We start from the raw sequence: 22,042 nt of genomic DNA on the forward strand, positions 1-22,042 counted from the left end.
AAGGAGGAATTAGGTTTTTCGGTGGAAGCGTTTAGAATGCATTATATGATGGTTTTGAATATCCTCAGGGATACTCATATCTTTATGCGGATATCTTTTCGCAGACTATATGCTAAATTCTTAATATTTAATTATTCATAGACAAAGATGAACGCAAAAGGTCCCAAACCCTTAGATCCGAACACAGGCAACGTAGCCGTTCCCAGCTTCTTAAAAGTTAAGAAGTTAAACGAAGTAGTGAGTTACTACATGAACGACAAGATAACTCATTCCGTCTATAAAGCCATTTCTGCCGCAACATCTTTCAAGAACGTAAAAAAAAGACAATTATTCGAACCTCATCATAAAGTCCCTGAAGTTGGAGAACTAGGTCCGAAAGATATCGATCTTCACTTAAAACGTCTGTTAGAAGACGGCACAATTTCTCAACTTGCTTACTTGGTCAGCGACAGTGCCGAAAAACAACCGGAAGCACTTCCTTGTTACGCTTCTTTTCCGGAAGCGGAATCATTGGACCTGAGCAGGATCTATCTAGAACTCCTGGATTATTCCGTTTCTTCTCTCTTAAGTTATCTGGACCGAAAACAAGAAACAAGCAAAACACTTCTTTGGGAAAATCTGGAATCGGATCTGGAATGGGGGGCCAGGAAAGAAGCTCCATTCCCTCAGTTATTTTTGTATTTAAGACAGGCATTCCATAATGAACATTTCCGAATTCCGGCAAACGGAGAGTTTATTAAGGATTTCTTATTCGAATTAGAAGATGATCTTCATAAAAAGGGAAGAGTAATAGACGTTCCTGGATACGGACTATTCGCGATCAAAAATTCGAAAGAAGCCGTCCAGATCATGGATCATGTGGACGATTTTATCCAATCCAAAGGAACAAAACAATTACGCCACGTTCTGATGGACGAATTCCAAAAGATCGCTATGGAAGAAAAATTATATTATTCTAATACTTCCAATCCTGAAACCACAAAGTTCAAAACGGAAAGAGCGGAAGCTTTTGCAAGAGCCCTACCCGGCACTCCAAGCCCTGGAACTCCGGGAATGTTGAGTGTGGTTTTAATTCGCAGTCTTTCCGAACTTGCGGAAAAAGAACTTCATAAACAATCTGCGGAAAGAGATCGGAACAGATTCCACGATATAAAAAAGAATCTTCTCTCCGAATCAGGTTCTTGGGAAAAGAAAGTTCTTTTGGTTCCTGATAAAGAATTCAAATCTTATCCGGAAGAATTAAAAAGAATGCTGATAGATGATCTGGAGATCGGTTATTCCACTTGGGAGACCAAGACCACCACTATCCATGCATTCTTTCACAAAAATGCAAATAGTGTCAGACAGATCATTCTAAGTTTGGGAGCGGCCACAAGCGTAGAAACTTGGAAAATCCTATGTATCAGACAACTTGTGGAATCCAACGAACCTCAGATCAAATCTATATTCCGAGAACCCGATCTGGTCAAAGCTTACGGAAAAGTATTAAGAAAAGGTTATTTAGATTATTTCCCCTGGTATTATACCATTCTGGACTTGATCGGGATAGGAAGAATATTCCAAGATATGTTCTTTGCACAAGCAAAAGAAAAGATCAAAGGACAACAAAACTATCTCAAGGCCAGGAACCACGAAACTTCTAAAAAAGAAGAGCAGGCAAAAATACAAGAAAAGATCAAAGAAGAAGAAAAGATCCGTTCCGCAGAGCAGAAGTCCAAAATTTCTTTCGCAATGGATGAATTCTACTTTAGGCGCAGCGTTCCGCCTACTGCATCCGAGATACAAGGAGAAGTAGCGGAATTTTCCGCAGATCAATATTATCAAATCCTGGATCGGGAAAAATTCGTTTTTATTCCTTGGGAAAAGGGAAAGGAAAGAATGGACCAGATCCTTTGTTATCCTGCAAACGAATCCTTTAGGAATAAGGCCAGAGAATTACATCGTATTCTTTCCGAAAAAATGGAAGTTCTGCAAAACAAAGTCAGGACAGCCGAGGAAGAGGATAGCAGAGCCAGGATATCAAAAGTAATCAAACATGTGGATGAATGGTTTACTTCCCACAAATCCGGATCCGATAAGGCAACTCCTCAAAAGGGAAAAACGGAATCCGACGATCCATATGAATCTTTCCGAAAGGAAATTGATAAAGTAAGGAAAGTGGATAAATCCTAAAAAAATTTATTTTTTCCTTAAAAAGTGAGCAAAAACTCGTAATTTGGTTTGTGATCTCAAAGAAGAAATCACCCGACCCGGAACTATGAATTCGAACCCAAAGATCCTTTTCAGACTTATCCCGATCGTTTCGCTATTCTCCTTATTCTCTTTTTGCAATCAGGCAAACCCGATCAATTTGGACGGCAGCAGCAGTGCTGCCGGTGTTCTTTTAAACGTTGTTTTACCGAATATCATCGGTGCAGAGGTAATTCCGGAAGGTCTTCCACAACTTTCTTCTAATACAATGTACGATGCCGGGAATACCTATATAGATCTTACATTTTCAGAACAAAACCCCGTAGATGAAAACTTTACTATGCAAATCGAAAGTTACACTACGGTGTCCTCTCCCAGCTTTGTAGGCTATAATACATTTACTCTTACTGCAAACACAGGAACTCATTCTATCGGGTTCGCGTTAAATGCGGATGATGATAACTGTTTAGATCGTGCAGGAGACAAGTTCAGTTTCAGAATTACGAAAGATTCAACGGGAGATACTTTCGTATATGATGTAACCGTAAAGGACGGAGATTATTGTATTTTCGAATCTTCTGCCAAGACCCTGGCTCAGTTGGGCGGACTAAGCGCAATGGACAATCATTGTAAAAACTTAGCGGGTGTAAAAGGTCTTCCGAGAAACGCAGCTCACTATAAAGCGATGGTCGGCGCTCTTTCCACTGCCTATGGAGATAGGGATCCGGGGGGATCTTTGTCTTCTACATCCTTCTTCCGAGCTAATAAAAGATACGTTCGTAAACAAGGGAATGGAACCTGGGTAAAAGTTTTTTCCATTGGCGGGATCTGGCCTCCAAGTTCCGACTTTGATAATCCTTTGATCGATTCGGGACAATATTGGACAGGAATGCATTCAGGCTGGGGAAGATTCGATAGTAATACCTGTCTCAACGGCTCCGAAAGCTGGACAAATTCCAGCAGTTCCGCCAGCGGAACCTTAGGAACCTCAAGTGTAGTTACCGGAGACGCGGCCTATATGACAGTTTCTAGTTGTGATTCTTCTCAGGCCCTTCCGTTTATTTGCGTTTATTCTCCAAATTAAACCAAAAAATCGTTCAATTTTTTTCCTGCCTGACTGTTTTCATACTTTAAGGGGTATTTTCCTCTTAGAGATCGGGCGGGTGCGAATATGAAAGGATCTAGATCATTAAGGACAGCTTTCATTCTATTATGTCTTACTTTATGGGTTTCCAAGTGTAATAACGCGGAATCCACTGCTCTGGATGGGAGTAAGCCAAACCTAGCGGGTGCTATCACTATAGACCCTTCTATATTCTGGAATTTGTTCGTTACTCTTCCCCCGTATCCGATAGAGCCTCTATTGAACGAGGGAGAAGCTACCCTTACCGTAGATGAAAACGATGCAGCGGATATTATGTTCGCAATCCAGAACCCTCCTTCCGACGGAAGCTCTATTGAGTTCAGATTTTATAGAAATGATAATCTCACCTTTGTAACGGATTATAATCCGGACCAAGGAGGTTATCAGCAATATCTTACCTTGGCTTTCGCGCCGAATGCTCAAAACGCCAACTTCGATTATAAAAACGGATTCCAAATCAATTCCCTGGCGGATGATAACTGTTTGAATAACTATTACGACCTTGTCGCAGTAGATGTATCTTCCGGGATCTCTCAGAAATTTAAAGTTAAAGTGAATGATAGCGATAAATGTATTTTCGTAGCTACGAATAACGGAGCAGGTTACGCGGGAAACTTTGCTAAAAAGGGAATTGATAATTCGACTTTTGGAGGCCCGAGAGAAGTTGCGGATGATATTTGTAACTCTAATATTCCAAGTAATGCCAACCCGGACGTAGGTTATAAGGCTATGCTTGTAGTAAGCTACAGCCCTAGTAATAATCTCAGAAGTACTTCCACCGATTGGGTATTCAGTTCTTATAGAAGATATTTCAGCCAAGGCGGCAATAAATTAGCATATAGTTTTAGTACCGCTACTACGATCGGATTTGCAAATGCAGATCAGTGGGCTAATTCTCTCGGAACTTCCGGTAGAATATGGACAGGCTTCAGTTCTATAGATTGGACAACCGGCTCTTCTCCTACAACAACTCAATGCGGAGGATTGGCACCTTCAGGAGCGCCTTATTCTGCTTGGTATTCTTCCACAGCAACTGGAACCCAGGGACTTCTTACCGCGGTAAATGGAAATTCTATTGCAGAAATGACCAATACGGATCCTGCCGTGGTGATCCCAACCTTATGTTCTCAAAAGCGCAATATTGTTTGCGTTGGACAATAGCATTCTTCATTAAACGAATAATGCCAATAGGATAAAAAACCCCTCCAACCGAGGGGTTTTTTATTTTCGAACAAGCCTGCGATTTATATCTTATTCCGATAAATTTTAGTAAAAAAATTATTCCCTCGAAAAAAAAGCTCAAAGAGTTTAAGCCGGATTGTTGCCATTGTTATGGGGGAAACTATCCGAATTTCCCCTTCTTCGCAATGGAGAATACAAATGAAAAGATTCCTGAATTCAAACAAGACCGTAAACGGATTTTACCTATTAATTCACGGATGTTTTCTGCTCTCCTTCTTATTACTACAAGGTTGTAATAGTGCTAAGGCAATCAGCATAGATGCAAGTTCCTCTGCCTTAGGCGTCCTACTCTCGGACGGTGACTTCGGTATATTCGGTAATCTTGGGAATGCCGGTGGAACTTCTCCTGCCGCTACTTATCCGGTAAACATCTCTCTGAGCGGTTACGTAAATGTTACCTCTAATGATCTTAATCTTACCTTATCGAATTCAACTGATAGTACAACCCAGACCTTAGCATTGACAGCAAACGGTTCTTATTCTTTCTCCACGGAACTTAATATCGGAGATTCTTATTCGATCACATTAGGTTCCTATACCCAAGGACAGACTTGTAGTATCAGTACAAATGCGAGCGGCACAGCGGGTACTACTGGAAGCGCCACAATAGTATGCGAAAGGCAGTTGGCAATCGCTGCAGGTTGGGAAAATAACGCAACCGTTCCCGTTTTAAGATTATTCGGAGTAGATCACTCTTCCTCTCCTTATTCGGTAACTAAAAATCTTTCAGTTACGATTGGTGGATCACCTAGCTCGGTGGATCCTGAATTAGTTTGGAACGGGACCAACTATTTACTCATATGGAAGTCTGCCAATACCACTATCAAAGGACAATTTTACGATATAAGTCTTACTGCGGTAGGATCAACGTTTACGATTTATAACGGAGCAAGCGTAACTATAGGAAAAGTTTCCGCTGCTTATAATCCGAGCGGAGAATTTGCCGTCGTTTGGACGGAAGCAGCTTCCATTAGAGCCGCAAAATACCAAAGGATCAATTCTTCTACAGGTGCTTTGATCGGAACTGCGACTACTCTTGCTTCTTCGACTAGTAATAACTATTCTAATGCGGATATAGTTTGGGATGGCAGCATTTACTATACTACTTTTAAACAAAGTACAAGTGGTAGTGCAAATTCTTTACTCACTTATAGTTTCCTGGCAGCAGGCGGTACTTTGATCAGAACTTATTCTAAAACAACCGGTGCGGATTCCCTTTCTTTGGATTACCCTTCTTTATTAGTACAAGGTTCTAATACCTGGTTGTTTTTCAGCCAAACAGAGACTGACGGTGCCGGAAACGTAATCGCTTCTACTTTAAAAAGTGCTCAAAATTTCGCTACTAGCACAAGCACTATAAAAACCGAGACAAATCCTTATTACTGCGACCCTGCAAATAGCAGCGGGGATCAGTACATGATCCCTTCTGCAGCGATTGCAAGCTCCGCGAATTTGCTCGTTTCTTATGATCTATTCTGTGCTGATATGGGAGTTTACAACGAGGTTTCCGATCTTTCTATTGCTCTCCCTTCCGGAACTCCGGGAGCAGTAACAAATTATTCTTACGGTCAGATGGCGACAGGTGCAACTATGGGTTCTTCGATTACTTGCAGGACTAATTATTGCTTTATGAGTGTCGGCGACGAAAGTGCTAATTATCTTTATCTATTCGATCCGGATCCGACCAACGGAGGAGATAACTCAACAATGAACCTATACTCGGACACAACAAATGGGATCGAAAATCCTAAGACTGTAATCCAATAATTACCAAGACCGCTTAAAAACAAAAAACCCGGGCCACTCAACAGTGATCCGGGTTTTTCTATTTTCAGCAGATATGGTCTACTAAACTAAAATAACTTATTTCCAGTCCTTAATATCGGATCTCGTATTTGAGTTCCCCATTCCAGCCTAACCCATTACCCCCAACGGTCATAGGTTGGTAAGAAGGAGCGAAACTGAATCTAAAACCGGAGCTAGGTCCTTCTGCAAGACCCTGCTCCGCCTTTACTCCTAAATAATAGGAATAGAAGAGCTGCAATCCATAAGCAATCCCAAACAAATATTGGTAATTATTGGATTCTTCCGCAAGACCCTGGTAATGATTGAATGCACCCTTGTTTACTAAGAATGCTCCGAGCAAACGCTGGGTAGTATTTGCAGGTAAAGAAAGGACAGGATCGTTCAATGCAAATATGAAATAATTTCTTGCATTCTCCTCATAAGCACCCTTAGCGGAACTGAAATCGTTCTGGGCCTTAACTACCAGATAAGCTGCCCCAATAACGGCTACAAATGTCGCAGAAGCCCTATATTTTTTGTCCGCTTTCCAAATCCCCCAACCGGGAACAACTGCTGATTTGAGTGTATAATCCCAACGAGGTTTTTGGTACCATCTCTGGACCGCCGCTTCTTCCTCGGTCTTTTTAGGTTCCTCTTTAGGTTTAACAGGATCCTTTTTCACTTCCTGCTTAGGGGTATCTTTTAAGTTTAATTCAGCAATCTCCGTTTTTGGAATGGTTAGAACCTTTCCATCCACTTCGATCTGAACTTCCGTACGGGTCTGGTTTACCACTTTCCCTTGGAGCACCTTTCCGTTTTTTAAGGTTAGGCTAGAGCCAAAAAGAGAATGGGAAACGATCAGGAAACAAATTGCAAAAAGCCAACGATAAGGCATAATCTATCTTAAATCCCTTTGTTTAGGATTACAGACACTAAAATTGTCTGGCTATAACCGTTTTAAAACGGATTGCTTTCTACAAGAAAAAACCGAATTTACTTGAAAAAAGACCGATAGAAAAAAATTTCTATTCTACCGTGTCTGAAACCTTGTTTTTCGAAAAACTATACAATAAAAATAAGGATCACTTGTTTTCATTTATTCGGCGCTCCGTCCAAGATGAATCCACAGCTCTGGATCTATTACAAGACACCTTTTTGAACTTTTTTAAACATTATTCCGGCAAGGAATTACCGGATGAGCAGGTTTCCAGGATGATCTTATTTAGGATCTCCAGAAATTTAATGATCAATCACGGAAAGTCCTATTATCAAAAGAACGTTGCTCTCGTTGGAGAGGAAACTTCTTCTTTATTCGGCTCCAAAGGCCAGGGTCCTGAAAACCAGGTCCTGGATGAGATGGAAGCCCAAAATCTCGGAAAGATCATAAGTGAATTATTAAACACCTTACCGGAAGAACAAAAGACCGCTATCGAGCTACGTTATTCCCAAGGCTGTAAATTGGAAGAGATAGCCTCCGTATTGGATTTATCCGTATCCGGTGTTTCCAGGCTTCTGGAAAGAGCCGAAAAGCAGCTTTTACAAGAGGGGAAGAAGAGAGGCATACAACCTTCTTCTTTTCTAAAATCCTAGGATTTTCGCCAAAATATGTATTTCGAACAATCGATTCATTTCGTCAAAAAAGCCATCCCCACTCAAAAAAATGAGCAAGGTACTTTCCTTCAGTTTGTTGATCCAACTGAGCGGGCAGGACAATGTGAACAGGCCCGGGACTAAAGGATACGGTAAAGAGGATGGAAAGAATGAACCCTGAATTCCAAACATTCGCAGAGCTCCTCAAAAAGTCTCTACCGGATCCTAAGGCACCCGACTTCGATCCAAAATGGATCGGCATGTCTCCTCGCTTCTCTGTGGAGGCAAATATCATGCAATCTCCTACTAAGGACAATGTAGTTCAACTGAGCGGCTCCAAAAATAAAGTATGGTTCTTAGCTGCGGCAGCAATCCTATTCGTAGGAATTGGAGCCGGAACTTATTTCACTATTTTCAAAAAAGAAGCCGCACCTGTAGCCGAAGGCACACTGCTTAAAGCGGCGGTTGTATTCGTTAAAGGCGAAGCAAAAAATGTAAAAGAGACTCCTGTCGCATTACATTTAGGTGATATACTTAGCGAAGGCGATAAGATCGTAACAGGCAAAGGTGGATCGATCGATATCGGTTTGACCGATTCCAGCGTAATTCGTTTAAAAGAGAATTCCGAGTTGGTTCTCAAAAGTTTAAGACAAACGGACGCTTCTCAAATCAGGATTTCCCTAATGTCGGGTAAGATCTTGAACTTAGTTGAGAAGGAAAAGAAAAACGCAAACTACTTCGTAGATACTCCTACTGTGGTGGCTGCGGTCCGAGGAACTTCTTTCGAAGTGAATGCTTCCGATAAAGAATCTTCCGTCTTCGTAGTCGAAGGTGCAGTCGAAGTAACTCCTTTGATCCACGACAAGTCCGAAAGAGCTTTAATCACCGGCGGATTGATCATAGTCACAAACGAGAAAGTGATCGTGATCGAAGATCAAAAACGTGCTAAGGAAGAATCTCCTGAATACGGTGACATGCGTAAGAACTTAAGCGGTCTGGATAAAGAAGTTTTAGCATCTACTCAAAACTTAAAGACTGCTAAGACCGAACAAGAGCTGGAAGAACTTTACGATAAAAGTATCGAACAGATCATAATGAAAGACGGCCGCGAGCTTAGAGGTGTTGTGGTTTCTCAGAAGAAAGGAAAACTGATCGTTCAAACACTGAAAGGATCTTATATCCTGGATGAGAACTCGGTCGAAAAGATCATCTATTAAGAAAAATGAATAGATAGCTCCTAAAGTGAAGACCCGGGATTTGATTCCCGGGTTTTTTTATGCCTGCATAGTTTTGCGGGTTGAAATAGATCTATACGGACCATTCCCCTAATTTTTTATCAAGGGAGAAGGACCCGGCTCCTCTGAACAAAAGGGAGATCGCCGCGGATACCGCCAGAATATGGTATTCAAAACCTTCTCCGCCTTTGTCCCCGAACCAATTCATAAAGAAGCCGTAATCTCTATGAGTGAAACCTGCTACCGTTAGAGTGATCGCAAGTCCCAAGACCCAAAACCTGGTCAAAAATCCGAATACAAGACAGATCGTTCCGATGAATTCAAAACCGATCACCAGAACTCCTAAAACATAAGGAGCACCTAAAGTCTCAGTAAAATAATCCATGGCTGTATAAAACCCGGAACCTTCGAACCAACCCAATGCCTTTTGGGCTCCATGTGGGAAGATACAGATCGCAAGGCCCAATCTTAGGAATACAGGCCCTAAACCTTCTTTCGTTTGGAATAAATTATATAACATGCCGAATCTGCATCCCATAGAACCCAAATCCGGACATATTTCCATTCTAATTTATCTGCATTGGGACCGGAAGTCTGCTTACAGGGCAAAATAGGTTGTCGAAAGGGGTATTTCCGTAAATTTTGGCAATACGAACGCATCGGAAGGTACCTATGTCTGAAGAGACAGCCGAAAAGAAGAACAAAAAAATCAACAAGATGAGCGCCGGGGAGCTTGACCAAGCTCTGAAAGACGCAGTCGAGAAGATGAACGGGGAAACGAGCAAGTACGTACAACATCTTAAAGCGAGAAAAGAAGAACTCGCTAAAAAGAAGTAAGCACTACTTTCAAAACCCACAAAACCCTCCGCGGACTCGTGCGGAGGGACCTCAAGATTCCCGGGAACCATGCTACAATTCATCGATATCAAGCACCGGTTCGGTAGCTCCACACTTTTCGAAAACTTCTCCTGGCATATCAAACCAGGCTCCAAGATCGCCTTAGTAGGACCAAACGGTTCCGGCAAATCCACTCTATTCAAAATGGCAGTAGGAGAACTGAATCCAGAAGAAGGATTAGTCAGCCGCTCCAAACATACCGAGATCTCTTTATTCCAACAAATCCCTGATTTCAATTTTGAAGCAAGGGTGATCGATACGGCACTTTCTAAACATAAACATTATAATGAATATATAAAACGTGCAGAGGACATTCATGCAAGAATGGACCGTACGGATCATGATTCTACTGAGTTCACAGCATTATTAGAAGAACAAAGCTCTTTAGAAGAATACGCATTTACATACGGCGTTCATGAATTGGAAGCCCAGGCAAAAAAGATCATTGGTGGTTTAGGTTTTTCTAATGATCAAATGGAGAAGAAGGTAAAAGAATTTTCTCCCGGTTACCAGCACAGGTTGGGACTCGCAATTGCAATTTTGAATCCTGGGAACCTTCTTCTTTTGGACGAACCTACCAACCACTTGGATCATGCTTCTAAGTCTTGGCTCGCGGAATATTTAGTGAATACGAATCGTTCTTTCGTTCTGGTGACTCACGATCCTGAATTCTTGAATGCGACTACTGATACGATCGCAGAGTTGAATCCTTCAGGTGTTCTGGAATTTAAAGGAACTCTGGAAGATTATTTCGAACATAAAAACGAACTTTTAGATAAATTAAGGCTTCAATTCAAAAAAGAAGAAGCTTACTTAAAGAAAAGGACTGAGTGGATAGAACGTTTCCGTTCCAAAGCTACTAAAGCAAAACAAGTCCAAAGTGTTATTAAAAAATTAGAAAAAAGAGATAAGGTAGAAGAGCCTGAAGATTCCTTCTGGAATTCCAAAACCGAGTACAGGTTCAATTATACTCCTTGTGGTAATCTTTCCTTCAGAATAGAGAATGCTTCCTTCTCTTATGAAAAAGGCGGGAAGAATATTTTCTCAAACGCGGAACTTCATGTTTCCAATGGGGACAAGATCGCGATCATAGGTCCGAACGGTGCCGGTAAATCCACATTTTTGAGAAATATATTAGGAATTCATAAACTATCCGAAGGTTCCGTTACTTTCGGACCTAAAACAAAGATCGGCTACTTCTCCCAAAACCACCACGAGCACCTGGATCCTGAAAAAAATCTTTTAGAAACGATCCTTTCCGTGTATCCGGACCTTCCGGATGTGGAAGCTCGAAAACTATTGGGTTATTTTTCTTTCAGCGACGATAGAGTTTTCAAAAAAGTGGGACTTCTTTCCGGAGGAGAACAGAGCAGATTGAGATTGGCTCTATTAGTTAGATTCTCCTCCAATACTTTATTTTTGGACGAGCCTACCAACCATTTGGACTTGGTGGTAAGAGACAATTTGAAACGTGCACTCCAAGAATATCCCGGAGCGGTTTTAGTTATCTCCCACGATCCTGACTTTTTAAAGGACCTATGCACAAGGACCGTTTCCGTTTCCAACGGAAAAGTAAAAGATCTGAATACCAGCTTTTCGGATTATCTGAAATTCCCTCCGGAAGAATTGGAAGCAGAAGGCGGCTTTACGGTCAAAGCCCCGGCCGAAAACGCAAGCAACGAGAACAAGAGCAGATCTCAAAAGAACGCTGACAAAAATCGGGTCAAAAAAATCCAAAAAGAAATAGAACAAATCGAAGCTAAGATCGCTCTATTAGAAAAGAATAAATCCAACTCTGAGGAACTTCTCGCAGATCCCGAGTTTTACAAAAAACGCAGTTATCAAATGGAATTAGACACTTATAACGAGACCAAAAAAGAGATCTCTAAATTGACCGAAACCTGGGAAAAACTGCAAATCGAAATGGAAGAACTTTCTTCCGTAGTATAGAATTGATCCATAAGGAGACTGAATGAATCCGAAAGAATTAAAAAACAGATTAGATGCCAGAAAATCGGGAAGCGACGATTTTTACCTTCTGGATGTACGTAATCCGAACGAACAAGAGATCAGCACGATTGACGGAACGGATCTTTTGATCCCTGTAGCAGAATTACCTGCTCGTATCGGAGAATTGGATCCTTGGAAATCTTCCGGAAAAGAAGTGATTGTATATTGCCGTTCCGGAGCAAGATCCGCGAATGCCTGCGGAGTTTTAAAATCCACAGGTTTTGCGAAAGTATTTAACTTAGAAGGCGGGATCCTTTTATATTCCGACGAGGTAGATCCTAGTCTGGCTAAATATTAAGAATTTATCATCTACTTAGATAAAAACTTAGAGATAGCCGGAAGAACTACTTCCGGCTTTTCTATATGAGGTAGATGCCCTGCATCCTTTACCAAAATAAATTCAGCGTTCAAAAGTTCTTTCACATACTCCCCTTTTTCCAAAGGAGTAGTATGATCTTTATCTCCCCAAAAAACCAATACTTGCTTTTTAGTTAATGCCAAGTTTTCGAATTCGGGTTTAGGATCGAAAGAAATAATATTTCTGATCGTGGACAGGATAGCTCTTCCGAAACCTTTAAAACTAAGTTGGGTTTCGTATTTTTCCATCCAGCCGCTTGGAACCTTAGAAGGATCCACAAAATCAGCAGAGATACCTTTAGGCAGAGAAGGAATATAAACTACAGAGTTTAAATATTCTCCAATCAAAGGAATCCCCAAAGGGAAAGTATTCGTTTTTGCAGTAAGCGGATCCACTAAAACAACTTTCTTAATTTGATCCGGATGTTTAGAAACATAATGAGCAACAATAGGACCTCCCATAGAAAGCCCAATTAGATCGAATGGATCATTTATATGCAGAAAACTTAATAGATCAGAGATCTGAGTGGTAAACAAATCCAGATCATAGACTACATCCGGTCTGTCGGAATATCCTCTTCCATAAAGATCAAAACGTAAAACTCTATAACCTGCATCCGTCAGTGATTTTTGAATAGGATCCCAGATAAAATACGGAGTGGAAAATCCGTGAACTAAAACTATAAGATTTCCTTTTTCAGGTCCGGACAATTCATAATGAGTCCAACCTACAGGAAGTTCCGCAAACTGTCCGGAAGCTTCGGAGCGGATCGATTCGTTTAATTCGATTTTTTCTCTAGAACGTACGAATGGAAGAGAGGTAAGTACGATGAGTACGATTACCGCCAGGCCGAGTAGATATTTCTTTTTCATTCTTTGTCTAAAAGAATTTTACGGAAAAATAAAAAGCCTTCGTCCAGAGGATCGCCTATCCCTCTTTTTTTCAACATTCCGGTCATATCCAAAACGATGATCCCGTACATCCAGGAATACATTGTTCTTGCGAGAGAAGGATAATCTTCTTCTTTGATCTTGAATTCTCCCGATCTAACGCCCGCTCGGATGGTTTCCAAAAATACTCGGTAACTGGTTGGAAGTTTAGGGAACGCTTTTCTGTGCATATGACCATGAACAGTGTTGAACATTACCTTATGAAGCTCTTGGTTATTCCCTGAAAAATCATAATAAGCCCTTGCGATCAGGGTCAATTTTTCGTAAGAGTTTTTTCCGTTCAGTCTGGAAGCTCTCAGAGTTTCGGTTAACTGAGCTTCTCCCTGGGAAATGATAATTTTGATGATATCTTGCTGGCTTTTGAAGTGAGAATAAGGACTTGCAACGCTGCAATCCAGCTTCTCGGCGATCCTTCTCATGGAAAGCCCATCAATTCCCTCTTCGTTCAATATATCCAATGCCGCCTGGACAATGGATTCTTTATTTAAACTATTTCTAGTGCGTCTTCTAGGACGCGGAGCAGCTACTGCAGTCATAATTTTTGCCTTCAGGACGATCGAAAGCCGAGAACGGCTCGAATATCGTCCCCATTGTCCAGTTATCCCAAAAATAGGCAGGATGTTCAAGAGTTTCCTTTTCAAATTTGGGGATTTTCCTAGTATAGGATACAAAAAAGATAGAAACGGACCCCTAGAATGAAAGCAACCGCCTCTTCCAAGGTTAAACCAAAGACCAAAGCCTCAAAAACTACACAACAATCTCCCAAAAAAGCCATAAACACGAAGAGCAAAGCCCAATCCCCTAAGAGACATTTTCCAGCTCCATGGTCATTAACAGGAGAAGGATTCCTGTTCCCACTGTTTGGTAGGAAGTCCTACAATTCGGAAATGGCATTTTTGGATGAAGAAGATCGTAAATCCTTCAGAGGAGGACTAGGCTCTCTGATGTTAGTGAACTATGAAAGATCAGATGTAGGACCTTATTACGAACTTTTATACATTCCCGGAAATTTCGAACATAAGGATTCGAATTATAAAAGGATCACTCGCATTTTTGTATCCAGCCAAACCTCTGTGGACGAAGGAATTCGTAACTGGGCCATCCCAAAAGAAAGAGCGGACTTCGTTTGGAAAAAAGAAGGTTCAGTAACTAAGGTAGAAGTTTCCAGAGACGGAAAAACTTTTTTCAAAATTAAGATCCGCACATTAGGTTTTAATTTTCCGGTAAGCACTTCCATCCTTCCTTATGTTCTTTTACAAAAAGCGGAAGACGGATCCAAATTAAGCACGGCATTTATAGGCACTGGTAAGGGAAAATTCGCAAGAATAGAATCCGTTTGGTCGGATGAAACTATCTTTCCTGATTTTATCAAAGGTGGTGGAATGAAAACCGGAATAGGTGCTTCTCCTTTCCATCTTACCTTCCCTGTTGCTGAACTTGTAGAATAAGCTGAATATTCGAATTTAATAAAATACTTTAAATAAAGATCCGATAGGAGTCCTGCTATGAAGAAATTCAGTTTAGCGATTATTCTTCCGTTCTTGTTCTTGTTTTTTTCCGGGTCGACATTTTCCGGAACTGCCAAACCTCAGATTAAGGATTTTAATTTCGAGGCAGGAATGTCCAAGGTAGATATCACAGGACCTCCGACCGGGATCATGTTCTGGGGTTATGCTCAAGAAGGCCAAAAAGGAGAAGGTATACATCTACGACAATTCGCAAGGGCCCTGGTCATCAAAGATCCTAAAACCGGAAAAGTATTAGCGTATGTAACTGCGGAACTAGGCGGAGTCCCTCATGAAATACAAAGAGATGTAGTAGCTCGATTGAAGAAGGAAGTGGATCCTAATTTCAATTTAGCGAATGTTCTTCTGAACGCTTCTCATACTCATAGCGCTCCAGCCGGATTTTTTCACTATATTCAAAATTCAATATATACTACTAAGTTTTTTCCCGAATATTATTCGGTAATCACAAACGGTATCTTTCAGGCTATTAAAGAGGCTTATTCCAAGAAAGAAATAGCTCAGTTATTGATCGGAAGCGCAATTGTAGAAGGAGCCGGAGTCAACCGTTCCTTAGCTGCCTACCAAGCAAATCCTAAGGAAGAAAGAGATAAATATAATTCTGATACGGATAAAACTATGATCCAAATTTCTGTGAATACCAGAAGAGGTGTAATCGGGATCGTAAACTGGTTCGGGGTCCATACTACAAGTATGACATTCGACAATCATTTAGTATCTACGGATAATAAAGGATACGCTTCTTATCTTTCGGAATTTGAAGCCGCAAAAAGAGGACAAAAGGATTTTATCGCGATCTTTGCCCAAGCAAATGAAGGAGATGTGACTCCCAACCTGAATCTGAACAATACAGGTCCTGGAAAGGATATGTTCGAAAGTACAAAGATCATCGGGGAAAGACAATATCTTGCGAGTTCTAAGATCTTAAATGATGAAAATCTGAGAGCATTACCTTCCGGTCTCAATTATACTCAATCCTTTATAGATATGCCAAACTCGATCGTTCGTAAGGAATTTTCAGAAACTGGAAAAGACGAAAGAACTTGTTTGTCAGCTTACGGATATGCATTAGCGGCAGGTTCGACGGAAGAAGGCGGAGGGCATTGGCTTTTCCACGAAGGAATGAAGGACGAAGACAGGAAATTCTATATCGATTGGCTGGCCGCAAGATTACTACAGGCTCCAAGCGATGATTTGAGAGTTTGTCAAAAACCTAAAGCGATCCTTTTCCCTATGGGAGAAACAAAACCGGATCCTTCTCTTTCTCAAATTCTACCTTTGGGACTTGCTACAATCGGCGATTTTGCCCTGATCGTTTCACCTAATGAAGTCACTACGATGTCCAGTAGAAGGATGAAAGAAACAGTCAAAAAAGTTTTAGGCTCTAAGATCAAAGACATCGCTCTTTCGGGACTGACCAACGATTTCGCAGGATATATCACTACCAAGGAAGAATATTCTACCCAACAATACGAAGGAGGTCATACACTTCATGGTCCGTTTAGCTTAGATCTTTTCAGACAAGAATACGACAGACTTGCAAATGATCTTTTGCAGAATAAAACAAGCAACCAAGGACCTTCTCCCAAAGACCTAAGTTCTACAGTTGTAGGCACTGATGTTCCGAATAGAGATAAGATCTCTTCTTTCGAACCTAATATCAAAACCCCAAATAGGAGTGTTGCAAAGATTGGAGAAACAGTTTCTTGCGAAGTGAGTTCCGTAAATCCGAACATCTCTTATCCAAAACAAAAATCCTATTTTGATGTGGAGAAAAAAGAAGGAGATAAATGGATCACCGCTTATACGGATTCCAGTTGGGCCACTAAATTCTATTATAAAAGATCATTCTTACCTTTGTTCGATGATAAGATCCGATTGGTTTGGGAAACGGATAAGAATGATGTGCCTGGAGTTTATAGACTAAAACATTCTTCCTTCTATCTAAACAAGGAAGGGAAAGAAGTCCCATTCTCCATTGATTGCCCCGAATTCGAATTAAAATAGTATGACTCGGAAACGATGTAAATTGGAATGGTAGTACACCGTATTGATCTGCAGTTAATGACTGCGTAGTATTTAATATTTTTAGGACTGGAAAAATGGAAGAAGCAGTTTTGTTGGACGGGATCCGCACCCCTTTCGGAAATTTCGGCGGAACATTAAAAGATGTAAGCGCAGTGGATTTAGGAGTACTAGTTTCCAAATCCTTGCTGGAAAGAACAGGAGTCAATCCTTCCGATATAGGTGAGTCTATTTTCGGGAACGTGGTCCCTACAGGAAAAGAAGCTATCTATCTCGCTAGACATATTGGACTCAAGACCGGATTACCGATCACAGTTCCTGCCCTGACCTTGAACAGACTTTGCGGTTCCGGAATGGAAGCAATCATCCAAGCGGCTAAAAAAATCTACTTGGGAGAATCGGAAGCGGTTCTTGCAGGTGGATCCGAGTCCATGAGCAATGCGCCTTACGTTGTGCGTAACGCAAGATGGGGAGTTAAATACGGTTCCGCTGAATTCGAAGATTCATTAGAGCAAGGACTTACTGACCAATACGTTGGACTTATCATGGGCGCTACTGCGGAAAATCTTGCAGACCAATACAAGATCAGCAGAACAGAACAAGATGAATGGGCAGGCATCTCCCAAACTAGGGCGGAAAAAGCTACGGTAGAAGGTAGACTAAAAGAAGAAATCCTTCCTGTGACCGTTGGCGGAAAAAAACCGGTTACATTAGAAAAAGATGAATTTATCAAAGGTGCCGCTTCTATCGAAAAACTTTCAGGTTTAAGACCAGCATTTAGGGAAGGTGGAACAGTTACCGCAGGAAACGCGTCCGGTTTGAATGACGGAGCTGCTGCTACAATTATTACTTCCGCCTCTTACGCTAAAAAGATCGGTAAAAAACCTTTAGCAATCATCAGAGGATACGGACATGCGGGATGTGATCCTGCAAAAATGGGGATCGGACCTGCGTTAGCGATCCCGATCGCTCTTAAAAAAGCGGGCTTAAAACTTTCAGACATGAGCCTTGTAGAAGTGAACGAAGCGTTTGCAGCTCAGTATCTTGCTGTCCAAAAAGAATTGGGCCTAAATCCTGAGATCACGAACGTAAACGGCGGAGCAGTCGCGATCGGACATCCACTCGGAGCAAGCGGTGCGAGAGTGACGATCACTTTGGCTTACGAACTTAGAAGAAGAAAGGCAAAATACGGAGTCGCTTCTCTATGTATCGGTGGTGGCCAAGGGATCGCTCTTATCCTGGAAAACCCGGAAGCATAATAAAAAAAGACTAGGTCCCGCTTAAATTTGCAGGACCTAGTCCAGTTCTCACTTCCCTAGTTTACGCTTTTATAATCTTTTTTCCAATTCGAAAGCTTCTGCCAAAAGTTCGTAAGAACGAACCCTGTCTTTAAAATCATAAGTGATCGTAGAAACCACTACTTCATCAATCCCATATTCTTCGGTCAGATCTAAAATCCTTTTTTTAACCGTATCGGGAGTCCCTGCAATCATTCTCCCCCGATTATACAATAATCTAACCCTTTCCATATCGGAATATACATAAGGTTTAATTTCTTCGTAAGAAAGTATACCCTCGCTGATCCCTTTTTCAATATTTAAAAGTTGTCTGTCCATTACAGCTTGTAGTTCTTCTGCCTTCTCTTTTGTATCCGCACATAACACGAATATTCCTACGCTTGCATAAGGAGTCAAAAGAGCTTCCGAAGGTTGGAATCGGTCTTTATAAGCTTGGATACTCGCATATCCTCCGGTAGGATTGATAAACTGAGCGAAAGATAGAGCGATTCCAAAATGAGCCGCAATCAAAGCGCTTTCTCCACTAGAAGTTAAGATCCAAAGTTCAGGACAGGTTTCCGCAACAGGGATCGCTTTTACCTTCTCTTGGATAGAATCAGGCTCCGCATTATCCGTCAAAAAATCCCGTAAATCCATCAACTGCTGTATAAAATCATTTTGGACAAAACTATTAGAAGGATTCAATATAGCGGCCGTTAGTCGATCTCCACCGGGGGCCCTGCCAAGCCCAAGATCTATTCTTCCCGGGAACAAAGTCTCTAACATTCTAAAATTTTCGGCGACTTTAAGAGAACTATGGTTGGGAAGCATGATACCGCCGGAACCCATACGGATCCCTTTTGTTTCACCAGCAAGATGAGAGATCAATACCTCCGGAGAAGATCCGGCCAGGCCAAGTATATTATGATGTTCTGAAACCCAATATCTATGGTAACCCAGCCTATCGGTAAGTTTTGCAAGTTCGATCGTCTCCTGGACGGCTTGGAATGCAGTCCCGCCCTTACGAATTGGAGACTGATCTAAAACACTTAATCGGATCATATTAGAATGCAGACTTGACCACTCCGCCATCCACTCTGAGTGCAGCACCATTTGTAGCGGAAGAAAGTGGAGAAGAAAGATACACTACCAAATTTGCGACTTCTTCCACTGTTGCGAATCTTTGTAAAAGAGAAGTTGGTCTTGCGTTTTTGAAAAATTCTTTTTCAACGGTTGCAGTGGAAACGTTTTGTTGTTTTGCTAGATCTTCTAAAAATCCTTCTACACCTTCGGAACGAGTTGGTCCCGGTAGAATAGAATTTACTGTTACATTGGTTCCTTTTGTGAGTTCCGCAATTCCTCTGCCCAAAGAGATCTGAGCACTTTTGGTAACTCCATAATGGATCATTTCATTCGGGATCTGTATCCCTGATTCACTCGATATAAATAAGATCCTTCCCCAATTCTTTTTAAGCATAGAAGGCAGATAGGCCCTGGAAAGTCGAACCCCGCTCAGAACGTTCAATTCGAAAAAACGGATCCAATCCTCGTCCGGGATTTCCACAAAATCTTTAGGTTCGAAGATCCCGACATTATTCACAAGAATATCTACATTAGGGAATTTTGATGCGATTTTATTTACTTCTTCCTTGCTGGAAAAATCCGCTTCTACTCCTAGAAGATTTGCTTTTGGGACTTTTTTCTGTATGGTAGAGATTGCCTCTTCTACCCTTGCCTTGGTCCTTCCGTTTACGATGACCTGTGCTCCTTCTGCCGCTAGGCCCGTGGCGATTGCGAGTCCGATCCCGGCGGTTGATCCTGTAACTAATGCTATTTTATCTTTGAGTTGGGTATCCATGTATTGTTTTCCATTACTTAGACGAGGCTAACGCGAGACTAGGCAAAAAGGGTTTTAGCCATGATTTGGTCTTAGGTCGGCTTCTAATTAAATCTTAGGATTTGCGGTAAGATATTTTACAGCAATTTTCGGGTTGTGCTAAATTCAAAAAATCTTTTATACTAAGGCAAGAAATGATCCTAAGTAAAGAAATCCAATCCCCTTTAGGAATACTTCTCGCGGGCGCAGTAAAAGAAGGTATCTGTCTTTTGGAATTCGCGGAAAAAGAGAGGCTGGAACTCCAACTCACTCGTCTCAAAAAAGTTTTCGGTGAGGATATCCAACCAGGAGAAAGTAAGTTTTTCCAACAGTTAGAAGAACAGCTTCAAGAATATTTCGAGGGCAAAAGAAAGGACTTCGATGTTCCTCTGGTAGTCTTAGGCACTGATTTTCAGAAAAAAGCTTGGGACGCACTGCATTCAGTAGTTTACGGAAAAACAAATTCTTACGAGGCCCAGGCAATCCGGATCGGTGATAAAAACGCAGTCCGCGCAGTTGCAAAAGCAAATGGAGAAAACAGGATAGCAATCCTGATCCCATGTCATAGGATCGTCGGCAAAAGTGGAGATTTGACAGGCTACGGTGGAGGTCTTTGGAGAAAAAAATTCCTGCTCGAGTTAGAGCAAAAATTTTCCGATTCTCCTACCTTACCTTTTTTCCGAGGTGAATAACAGAAGCGATACTTCCTGGGAATATTACACCTTCGAAAGGAGACCAACCACTCTTACTCTTTATATCTTCTTTTTTGAATGTAGTTGGAGTTTGAAAATCCAGAACGGTAAAACTTCCGCAGTAACCTTCTTCTATCTTTCCGAAACCTTTCCCGTATTCTTTAGGTAAAAATTCCGCCACGAAATCTCCTGGATTCTCCGCACAAATTTCAGAAATTTTTTCCAATGAAATTCCTGCAGTCTTATGCAGCCAGGTCACGAATAAAGAATACGTATCCAATTGAGAAATGCCGGATGTACCTTTTAGTTTTTCTTCTATAGAATGAGGTGCGTGATCGGTTGCTAAAAAATCGATCCAACCTTCTTTGACTCCTTGGAGAAGAGCATGTTTATCTTCGGGTCCTCTCAAAGGTGGATTCATTTGGAACCAATGACGATTTTCGTCGGTAAGCATGGTCCGATCAAAATATAAATGAGTGGGAGTCACTTCACATTTTACTTTGACTCCTCTCTTTCTTGCATCTATGATCTTCTTCAAACCTTCTTCCGTAGAATAATGGCATAACTTTCCGACCAGTTCATATTTTTCGATCAGGTAAAGTGCGAAGTCGGTAGCCAAAGTTTCCGCAATAGCGGGCCTTCTATCTTCATGATAAGTTTCGTTCTGGCTCTTTTCTAAAATTTCAGGATCTTCACAATGAAAACTAATATTACAACCTTTGTAATGGCGGATGGTCTCTTCTAACTGCTCATTGGAATAAAAGAATAATTCTCCGATAGAAGGACCCATGAACGCTTTATATGGAACATGTGCCTTTAAAGGTTTTGTATGAGGACCGATTCCTGCATATAAAGTGATACGAACAGGAGAATGATCTGCAAGTTCTCTCTTCTTGGAATAAGTAATATCATCCGTCGGAGGGATCGGATTATTAGGCATGTCCGCAATATGGATCACACCTCCATTGATCGCTGCATTTCCAGCGGATAAAAAATCCTCTTTGTATTTATGTTTTCCGGATTCATCTTCTCTTGCATGTACATGAATATCGCCGAAACCCGAAAAGATCGTAAACTTGTCCGGATCAAACGCCAGCTCTTCTGCATTAGAAGATTGTAATATTTTATCCTTTTGGATGGAAAGTATAAGTCCGGTTTTAGGGTCCAGTTCCACTGTCCCTATAAAAGATCCTTTGGAGTTTTGGAATTTTCCCGAAATTTTTCGGATTTGAGGAGCCATTAGCC

At 41.4% G+C, this 22,042-nt stretch carries 20 protein-coding genes; 13 read left to right on the plus strand and 7 right to left on the minus strand.

Features of this window, described 5'->3' with window-relative positions:
* Positions 1 to 147: 147 nt before the first annotated feature.
* From EHR06_RS14365 to EHR06_RS14380, 4 genes are all read left to right on the plus strand, one after another.
* Positions 148 to 2,172 (plus strand): hypothetical protein, encoded by a 2,025-nt coding sequence (locus EHR06_RS14365; protein ID WP_135757634.1) that lies wholly within the window; start codon positions 148 to 150, stop codon positions 2,170 to 2,172.
* Positions 2,173 to 2,257: 85 nt separating this feature from the next.
* Positions 2,258 to 3,274: a DUF1554 domain-containing protein gene (locus tag EHR06_RS14370; protein WP_135757635.1), complete on the plus strand. Its 1,017-nt coding sequence runs from the start codon at positions 2,258 to 2,260 to the stop codon at positions 3,272 to 3,274.
* Positions 3,275 to 3,361: 87 nt separating this feature from the next.
* Positions 3,362 to 4,495, plus strand: coding sequence for a DUF1554 domain-containing protein (locus EHR06_RS14375; RefSeq protein ID WP_135757636.1), 1,134 nt, complete (start codon positions 3,362 to 3,364; stop codon positions 4,493 to 4,495).
* A gap of 219 nt (positions 4,496 to 4,714) precedes the next feature.
* Positions 4,715 to 6,343 carry a hypothetical protein gene (locus EHR06_RS14380; RefSeq protein ID WP_135757637.1) on the plus strand — a complete coding sequence of 543 codons (1,629 nt, stop codon included), beginning with the start codon at positions 4,715 to 4,717 and terminating at the stop codon, positions 6,341 to 6,343.
* Positions 6,344 to 6,452: 109 nt separating this feature from the next.
* Here EHR06_RS14380 and EHR06_RS14385 read toward each other — a convergent pair whose 3' ends face one another.
* Positions 6,453 to 7,256: an LA_0442/LA_0875 N-terminal domain-containing protein gene (locus tag EHR06_RS14385; protein WP_135757638.1), complete on the minus strand. Its 804-nt coding sequence runs from the start codon at positions 7,254 to 7,256 to the stop codon at positions 6,453 to 6,455.
* Positions 7,257 to 7,396: 140 nt separating this feature from the next.
* Between EHR06_RS14385 and EHR06_RS14390 the strand changes: the two genes are divergently transcribed.
* Entirely contained in the window at positions 7,397 to 7,951 is a 555-nt protein-coding gene (locus tag EHR06_RS14390; RefSeq protein WP_425269503.1) for an RNA polymerase sigma factor, read from the plus strand.
* 161 nt (positions 7,952 to 8,112) lie between these two features.
* Entirely contained in the window at positions 8,113 to 9,168 is a 1,056-nt protein-coding gene (locus EHR06_RS14395) for a FecR family protein (protein ID WP_135757639.1), read from the plus strand.
* A gap of 91 nt (positions 9,169 to 9,259) precedes the next feature.
* Here EHR06_RS14395 and EHR06_RS14400 read toward each other — a convergent pair whose 3' ends face one another.
* Positions 9,260 to 9,706, minus strand: coding sequence for a DoxX family protein (locus tag EHR06_RS14400; RefSeq protein ID WP_135757640.1), 447 nt, complete (start codon positions 9,704 to 9,706; stop codon positions 9,260 to 9,262).
* Positions 9,707 to 9,858: 152 nt separating this feature from the next.
* On the opposite strand from EHR06_RS14400, the gene EHR06_RS19175 reads away from it, so the two are divergent.
* From EHR06_RS19175 to EHR06_RS14410, 3 genes are all read left to right on the plus strand, one after another.
* Positions 9,859 to 10,023, plus strand: coding sequence for a hypothetical protein (locus tag EHR06_RS19175; protein ID WP_165780449.1), 165 nt, complete (start codon positions 9,859 to 9,861; stop codon positions 10,021 to 10,023).
* A 69-nt stretch (positions 10,024 to 10,092) separates the two neighbouring features.
* Entirely contained in the window at positions 10,093 to 12,033 is a 1,941-nt protein-coding gene (locus tag EHR06_RS14405) for an ABC-F family ATP-binding cassette domain-containing protein (RefSeq protein ID WP_135757641.1), read from the plus strand.
* Positions 12,034 to 12,055: 22 nt separating this feature from the next.
* Positions 12,056 to 12,391, plus strand: coding sequence for a rhodanese-like domain-containing protein (locus EHR06_RS14410; RefSeq protein ID WP_135757642.1), 336 nt, complete (start codon positions 12,056 to 12,058; stop codon positions 12,389 to 12,391).
* An 11-nt stretch (positions 12,392 to 12,402) separates the two neighbouring features.
* Here EHR06_RS14410 and EHR06_RS14415 read toward each other — a convergent pair whose 3' ends face one another.
* Both EHR06_RS14415 and EHR06_RS14420 read right to left on the minus strand, forming a co-directional pair.
* Positions 12,403 to 13,323 carry an alpha/beta fold hydrolase gene (locus EHR06_RS14415; RefSeq protein WP_135757643.1) on the minus strand — a complete coding sequence of 307 codons (921 nt, stop codon included), beginning with the start codon at positions 13,321 to 13,323 and terminating at the stop codon, positions 12,403 to 12,405.
* Positions 13,320 to 13,937: a TetR/AcrR family transcriptional regulator gene (locus EHR06_RS14420; RefSeq protein ID WP_020769708.1), complete on the minus strand. Its 618-nt coding sequence runs from the start codon at positions 13,935 to 13,937 to the stop codon at positions 13,320 to 13,322. The genes EHR06_RS14415 and EHR06_RS14420 overlap by 4 nt, the downstream gene beginning before the upstream one ends.
* 159 nt (positions 13,938 to 14,096) lie before the next feature.
* Here EHR06_RS14420 and EHR06_RS14425 point away from each other — a divergent pair, with 159 nt between their 5' ends.
* The 3 genes from EHR06_RS14425 to EHR06_RS14435 all read left to right on the plus strand — a co-directional run bounded on the left by EHR06_RS14425 (position 14,097) and on the right by EHR06_RS14435 (position 18,211).
* The gene (locus tag EHR06_RS14425) at positions 14,097 to 14,849 is read left to right on the plus strand and encodes an acetoacetate decarboxylase family protein (protein ID WP_135757644.1); all 753 of its coding nucleotides are present in this window, start codon (positions 14,097 to 14,099) and stop codon (positions 14,847 to 14,849) included.
* A 57-nt stretch (positions 14,850 to 14,906) separates the two neighbouring features.
* Positions 14,907 to 16,934: a neutral/alkaline non-lysosomal ceramidase N-terminal domain-containing protein gene (locus EHR06_RS14430; protein WP_135757645.1), complete on the plus strand. Its 2,028-nt coding sequence runs from the start codon at positions 14,907 to 14,909 to the stop codon at positions 16,932 to 16,934.
* Positions 16,935 to 17,029: 95 nt separating this feature from the next.
* The gene (locus tag EHR06_RS14435; protein ID WP_135757646.1) at positions 17,030 to 18,211 is read left to right on the plus strand and encodes an acetyl-CoA C-acetyltransferase; all 1,182 of its coding nucleotides are present in this window, start codon (positions 17,030 to 17,032) and stop codon (positions 18,209 to 18,211) included.
* Positions 18,212 to 18,280: 69 nt separating this feature from the next.
* Here EHR06_RS14435 and EHR06_RS14440 read toward each other — a convergent pair whose 3' ends face one another.
* Both EHR06_RS14440 and EHR06_RS14445 read right to left on the minus strand, forming a co-directional pair.
* On the minus strand, positions 18,281 to 19,291 hold the full coding sequence (locus EHR06_RS14440) for an LLM class flavin-dependent oxidoreductase (protein WP_135758065.1): 1,011 nt from the start codon (positions 19,289 to 19,291) through the stop codon (positions 18,281 to 18,283).
* A gap of 1 nt (position 19,292) precedes the next feature.
* Positions 19,293 to 20,087: an SDR family NAD(P)-dependent oxidoreductase gene (locus EHR06_RS14445; protein WP_135757647.1), complete on the minus strand. Its 795-nt coding sequence runs from the start codon at positions 20,085 to 20,087 to the stop codon at positions 19,293 to 19,295.
* Between the two features lie 173 nt (positions 20,088 to 20,260).
* On the opposite strand from EHR06_RS14445, the gene EHR06_RS14450 reads away from it, so the two are divergent.
* Positions 20,261 to 20,797: a methylated-DNA--[protein]-cysteine S-methyltransferase gene (locus tag EHR06_RS14450; RefSeq protein WP_135757648.1), complete on the plus strand. Its 537-nt coding sequence runs from the start codon at positions 20,261 to 20,263 to the stop codon at positions 20,795 to 20,797.
* Here the strand turns inward: EHR06_RS14450 and EHR06_RS14455 are convergent.
* Entirely contained in the window at positions 20,769 to 22,037 is a 1,269-nt protein-coding gene (locus EHR06_RS14455; RefSeq protein WP_135757649.1) for an amidohydrolase family protein, read from the minus strand. The two genes, EHR06_RS14450 and EHR06_RS14455, sit on opposite strands and share 29 nt — an antisense overlap.
* Positions 22,038 to 22,042 lie beyond the last annotated feature (5 nt).

Origin of the sequence: Leptospira dzoumogneensis (assembly GCF_004770895.1) — a bacterium.
Lineage (GTDB): Bacteria > Spirochaetota > Leptospiria > Leptospirales > Leptospiraceae > Leptospira_B > Leptospira_B dzoumogneensis.

Excerpts from the sequence above, each read along its gene's own strand:
- EHR06_RS14365 (WP_135757634.1), top strand. The coding sequence starts at position 148 with ATGAACGCAAAAGGTCCCAAACCCTTAGATCCGAACACAGGCAACGTA.
- EHR06_RS14370 (WP_135757635.1), top strand. The coding sequence starts at position 2,258 with ATGAATTCGAACCCAAAGATCCTTTTCAGACTTATCCCGATCGTTTCG.
- EHR06_RS14375 (WP_135757636.1), top strand. The coding sequence starts at position 3,362 with ATGAAAGGATCTAGATCATTAAGGACAGCTTTCATTCTATTATGTCTT.
- EHR06_RS14380 (WP_135757637.1), top strand. The coding sequence starts at position 4,715 with ATGAAAAGATTCCTGAATTCAAACAAGACCGTAAACGGATTTTACCTA.
- EHR06_RS14385 (WP_135757638.1), bottom strand. The coding sequence starts at position 7,256 with ATGCCTTATCGTTGGCTTTTTGCAATTTGTTTCCTGATCGTTTCCCAT.
- EHR06_RS14395 (WP_135757639.1), top strand. The coding sequence starts at position 8,113 with ATGGAAAGAATGAACCCTGAATTCCAAACATTCGCAGAGCTCCTCAAA.
- EHR06_RS14400 (WP_135757640.1), bottom strand. The coding sequence starts at position 9,706 with ATGTTATATAATTTATTCCAAACGAAAGAAGGTTTAGGGCCTGTATTC.
- EHR06_RS19175 (WP_165780449.1), top strand. The coding sequence starts at position 9,859 with ATGTCTGAAGAGACAGCCGAAAAGAAGAACAAAAAAATCAACAAGATG.
- EHR06_RS14405 (WP_135757641.1), top strand. The coding sequence starts at position 10,093 with ATGCTACAATTCATCGATATCAAGCACCGGTTCGGTAGCTCCACACTT.
- EHR06_RS14410 (WP_135757642.1), top strand. The coding sequence starts at position 12,056 with ATGAATCCGAAAGAATTAAAAAACAGATTAGATGCCAGAAAATCGGGA.
- EHR06_RS14415 (WP_135757643.1), bottom strand. The coding sequence starts at position 13,323 with ATGAAAAAGAAATATCTACTCGGCCTGGCGGTAATCGTACTCATCGTA.
- EHR06_RS14420 (WP_020769708.1), bottom strand. The coding sequence starts at position 13,937 with ATGACTGCAGTAGCTGCTCCGCGTCCTAGAAGACGCACTAGAAATAGT.
- EHR06_RS14425 (WP_135757644.1), top strand. The coding sequence starts at position 14,097 with ATGAAAGCAACCGCCTCTTCCAAGGTTAAACCAAAGACCAAAGCCTCA.
- EHR06_RS14430 (WP_135757645.1), top strand. The coding sequence starts at position 14,907 with ATGAAGAAATTCAGTTTAGCGATTATTCTTCCGTTCTTGTTCTTGTTT.
- EHR06_RS14435 (WP_135757646.1), top strand. The coding sequence starts at position 17,030 with ATGGAAGAAGCAGTTTTGTTGGACGGGATCCGCACCCCTTTCGGAAAT.
- EHR06_RS14440 (WP_135758065.1), bottom strand. The coding sequence starts at position 19,291 with ATGATCCGATTAAGTGTTTTAGATCAGTCTCCAATTCGTAAGGGCGGG.
- EHR06_RS14445 (WP_135757647.1), bottom strand. The coding sequence starts at position 20,087 with ATGGATACCCAACTCAAAGATAAAATAGCATTAGTTACAGGATCAACC.
- EHR06_RS14450 (WP_135757648.1), top strand. The coding sequence starts at position 20,261 with ATGATCCTAAGTAAAGAAATCCAATCCCCTTTAGGAATACTTCTCGCG.
- EHR06_RS14455 (WP_135757649.1), bottom strand. The coding sequence starts at position 22,037 with ATGGCTCCTCAAATCCGAAAAATTTCGGGAAAATTCCAAAACTCCAAA.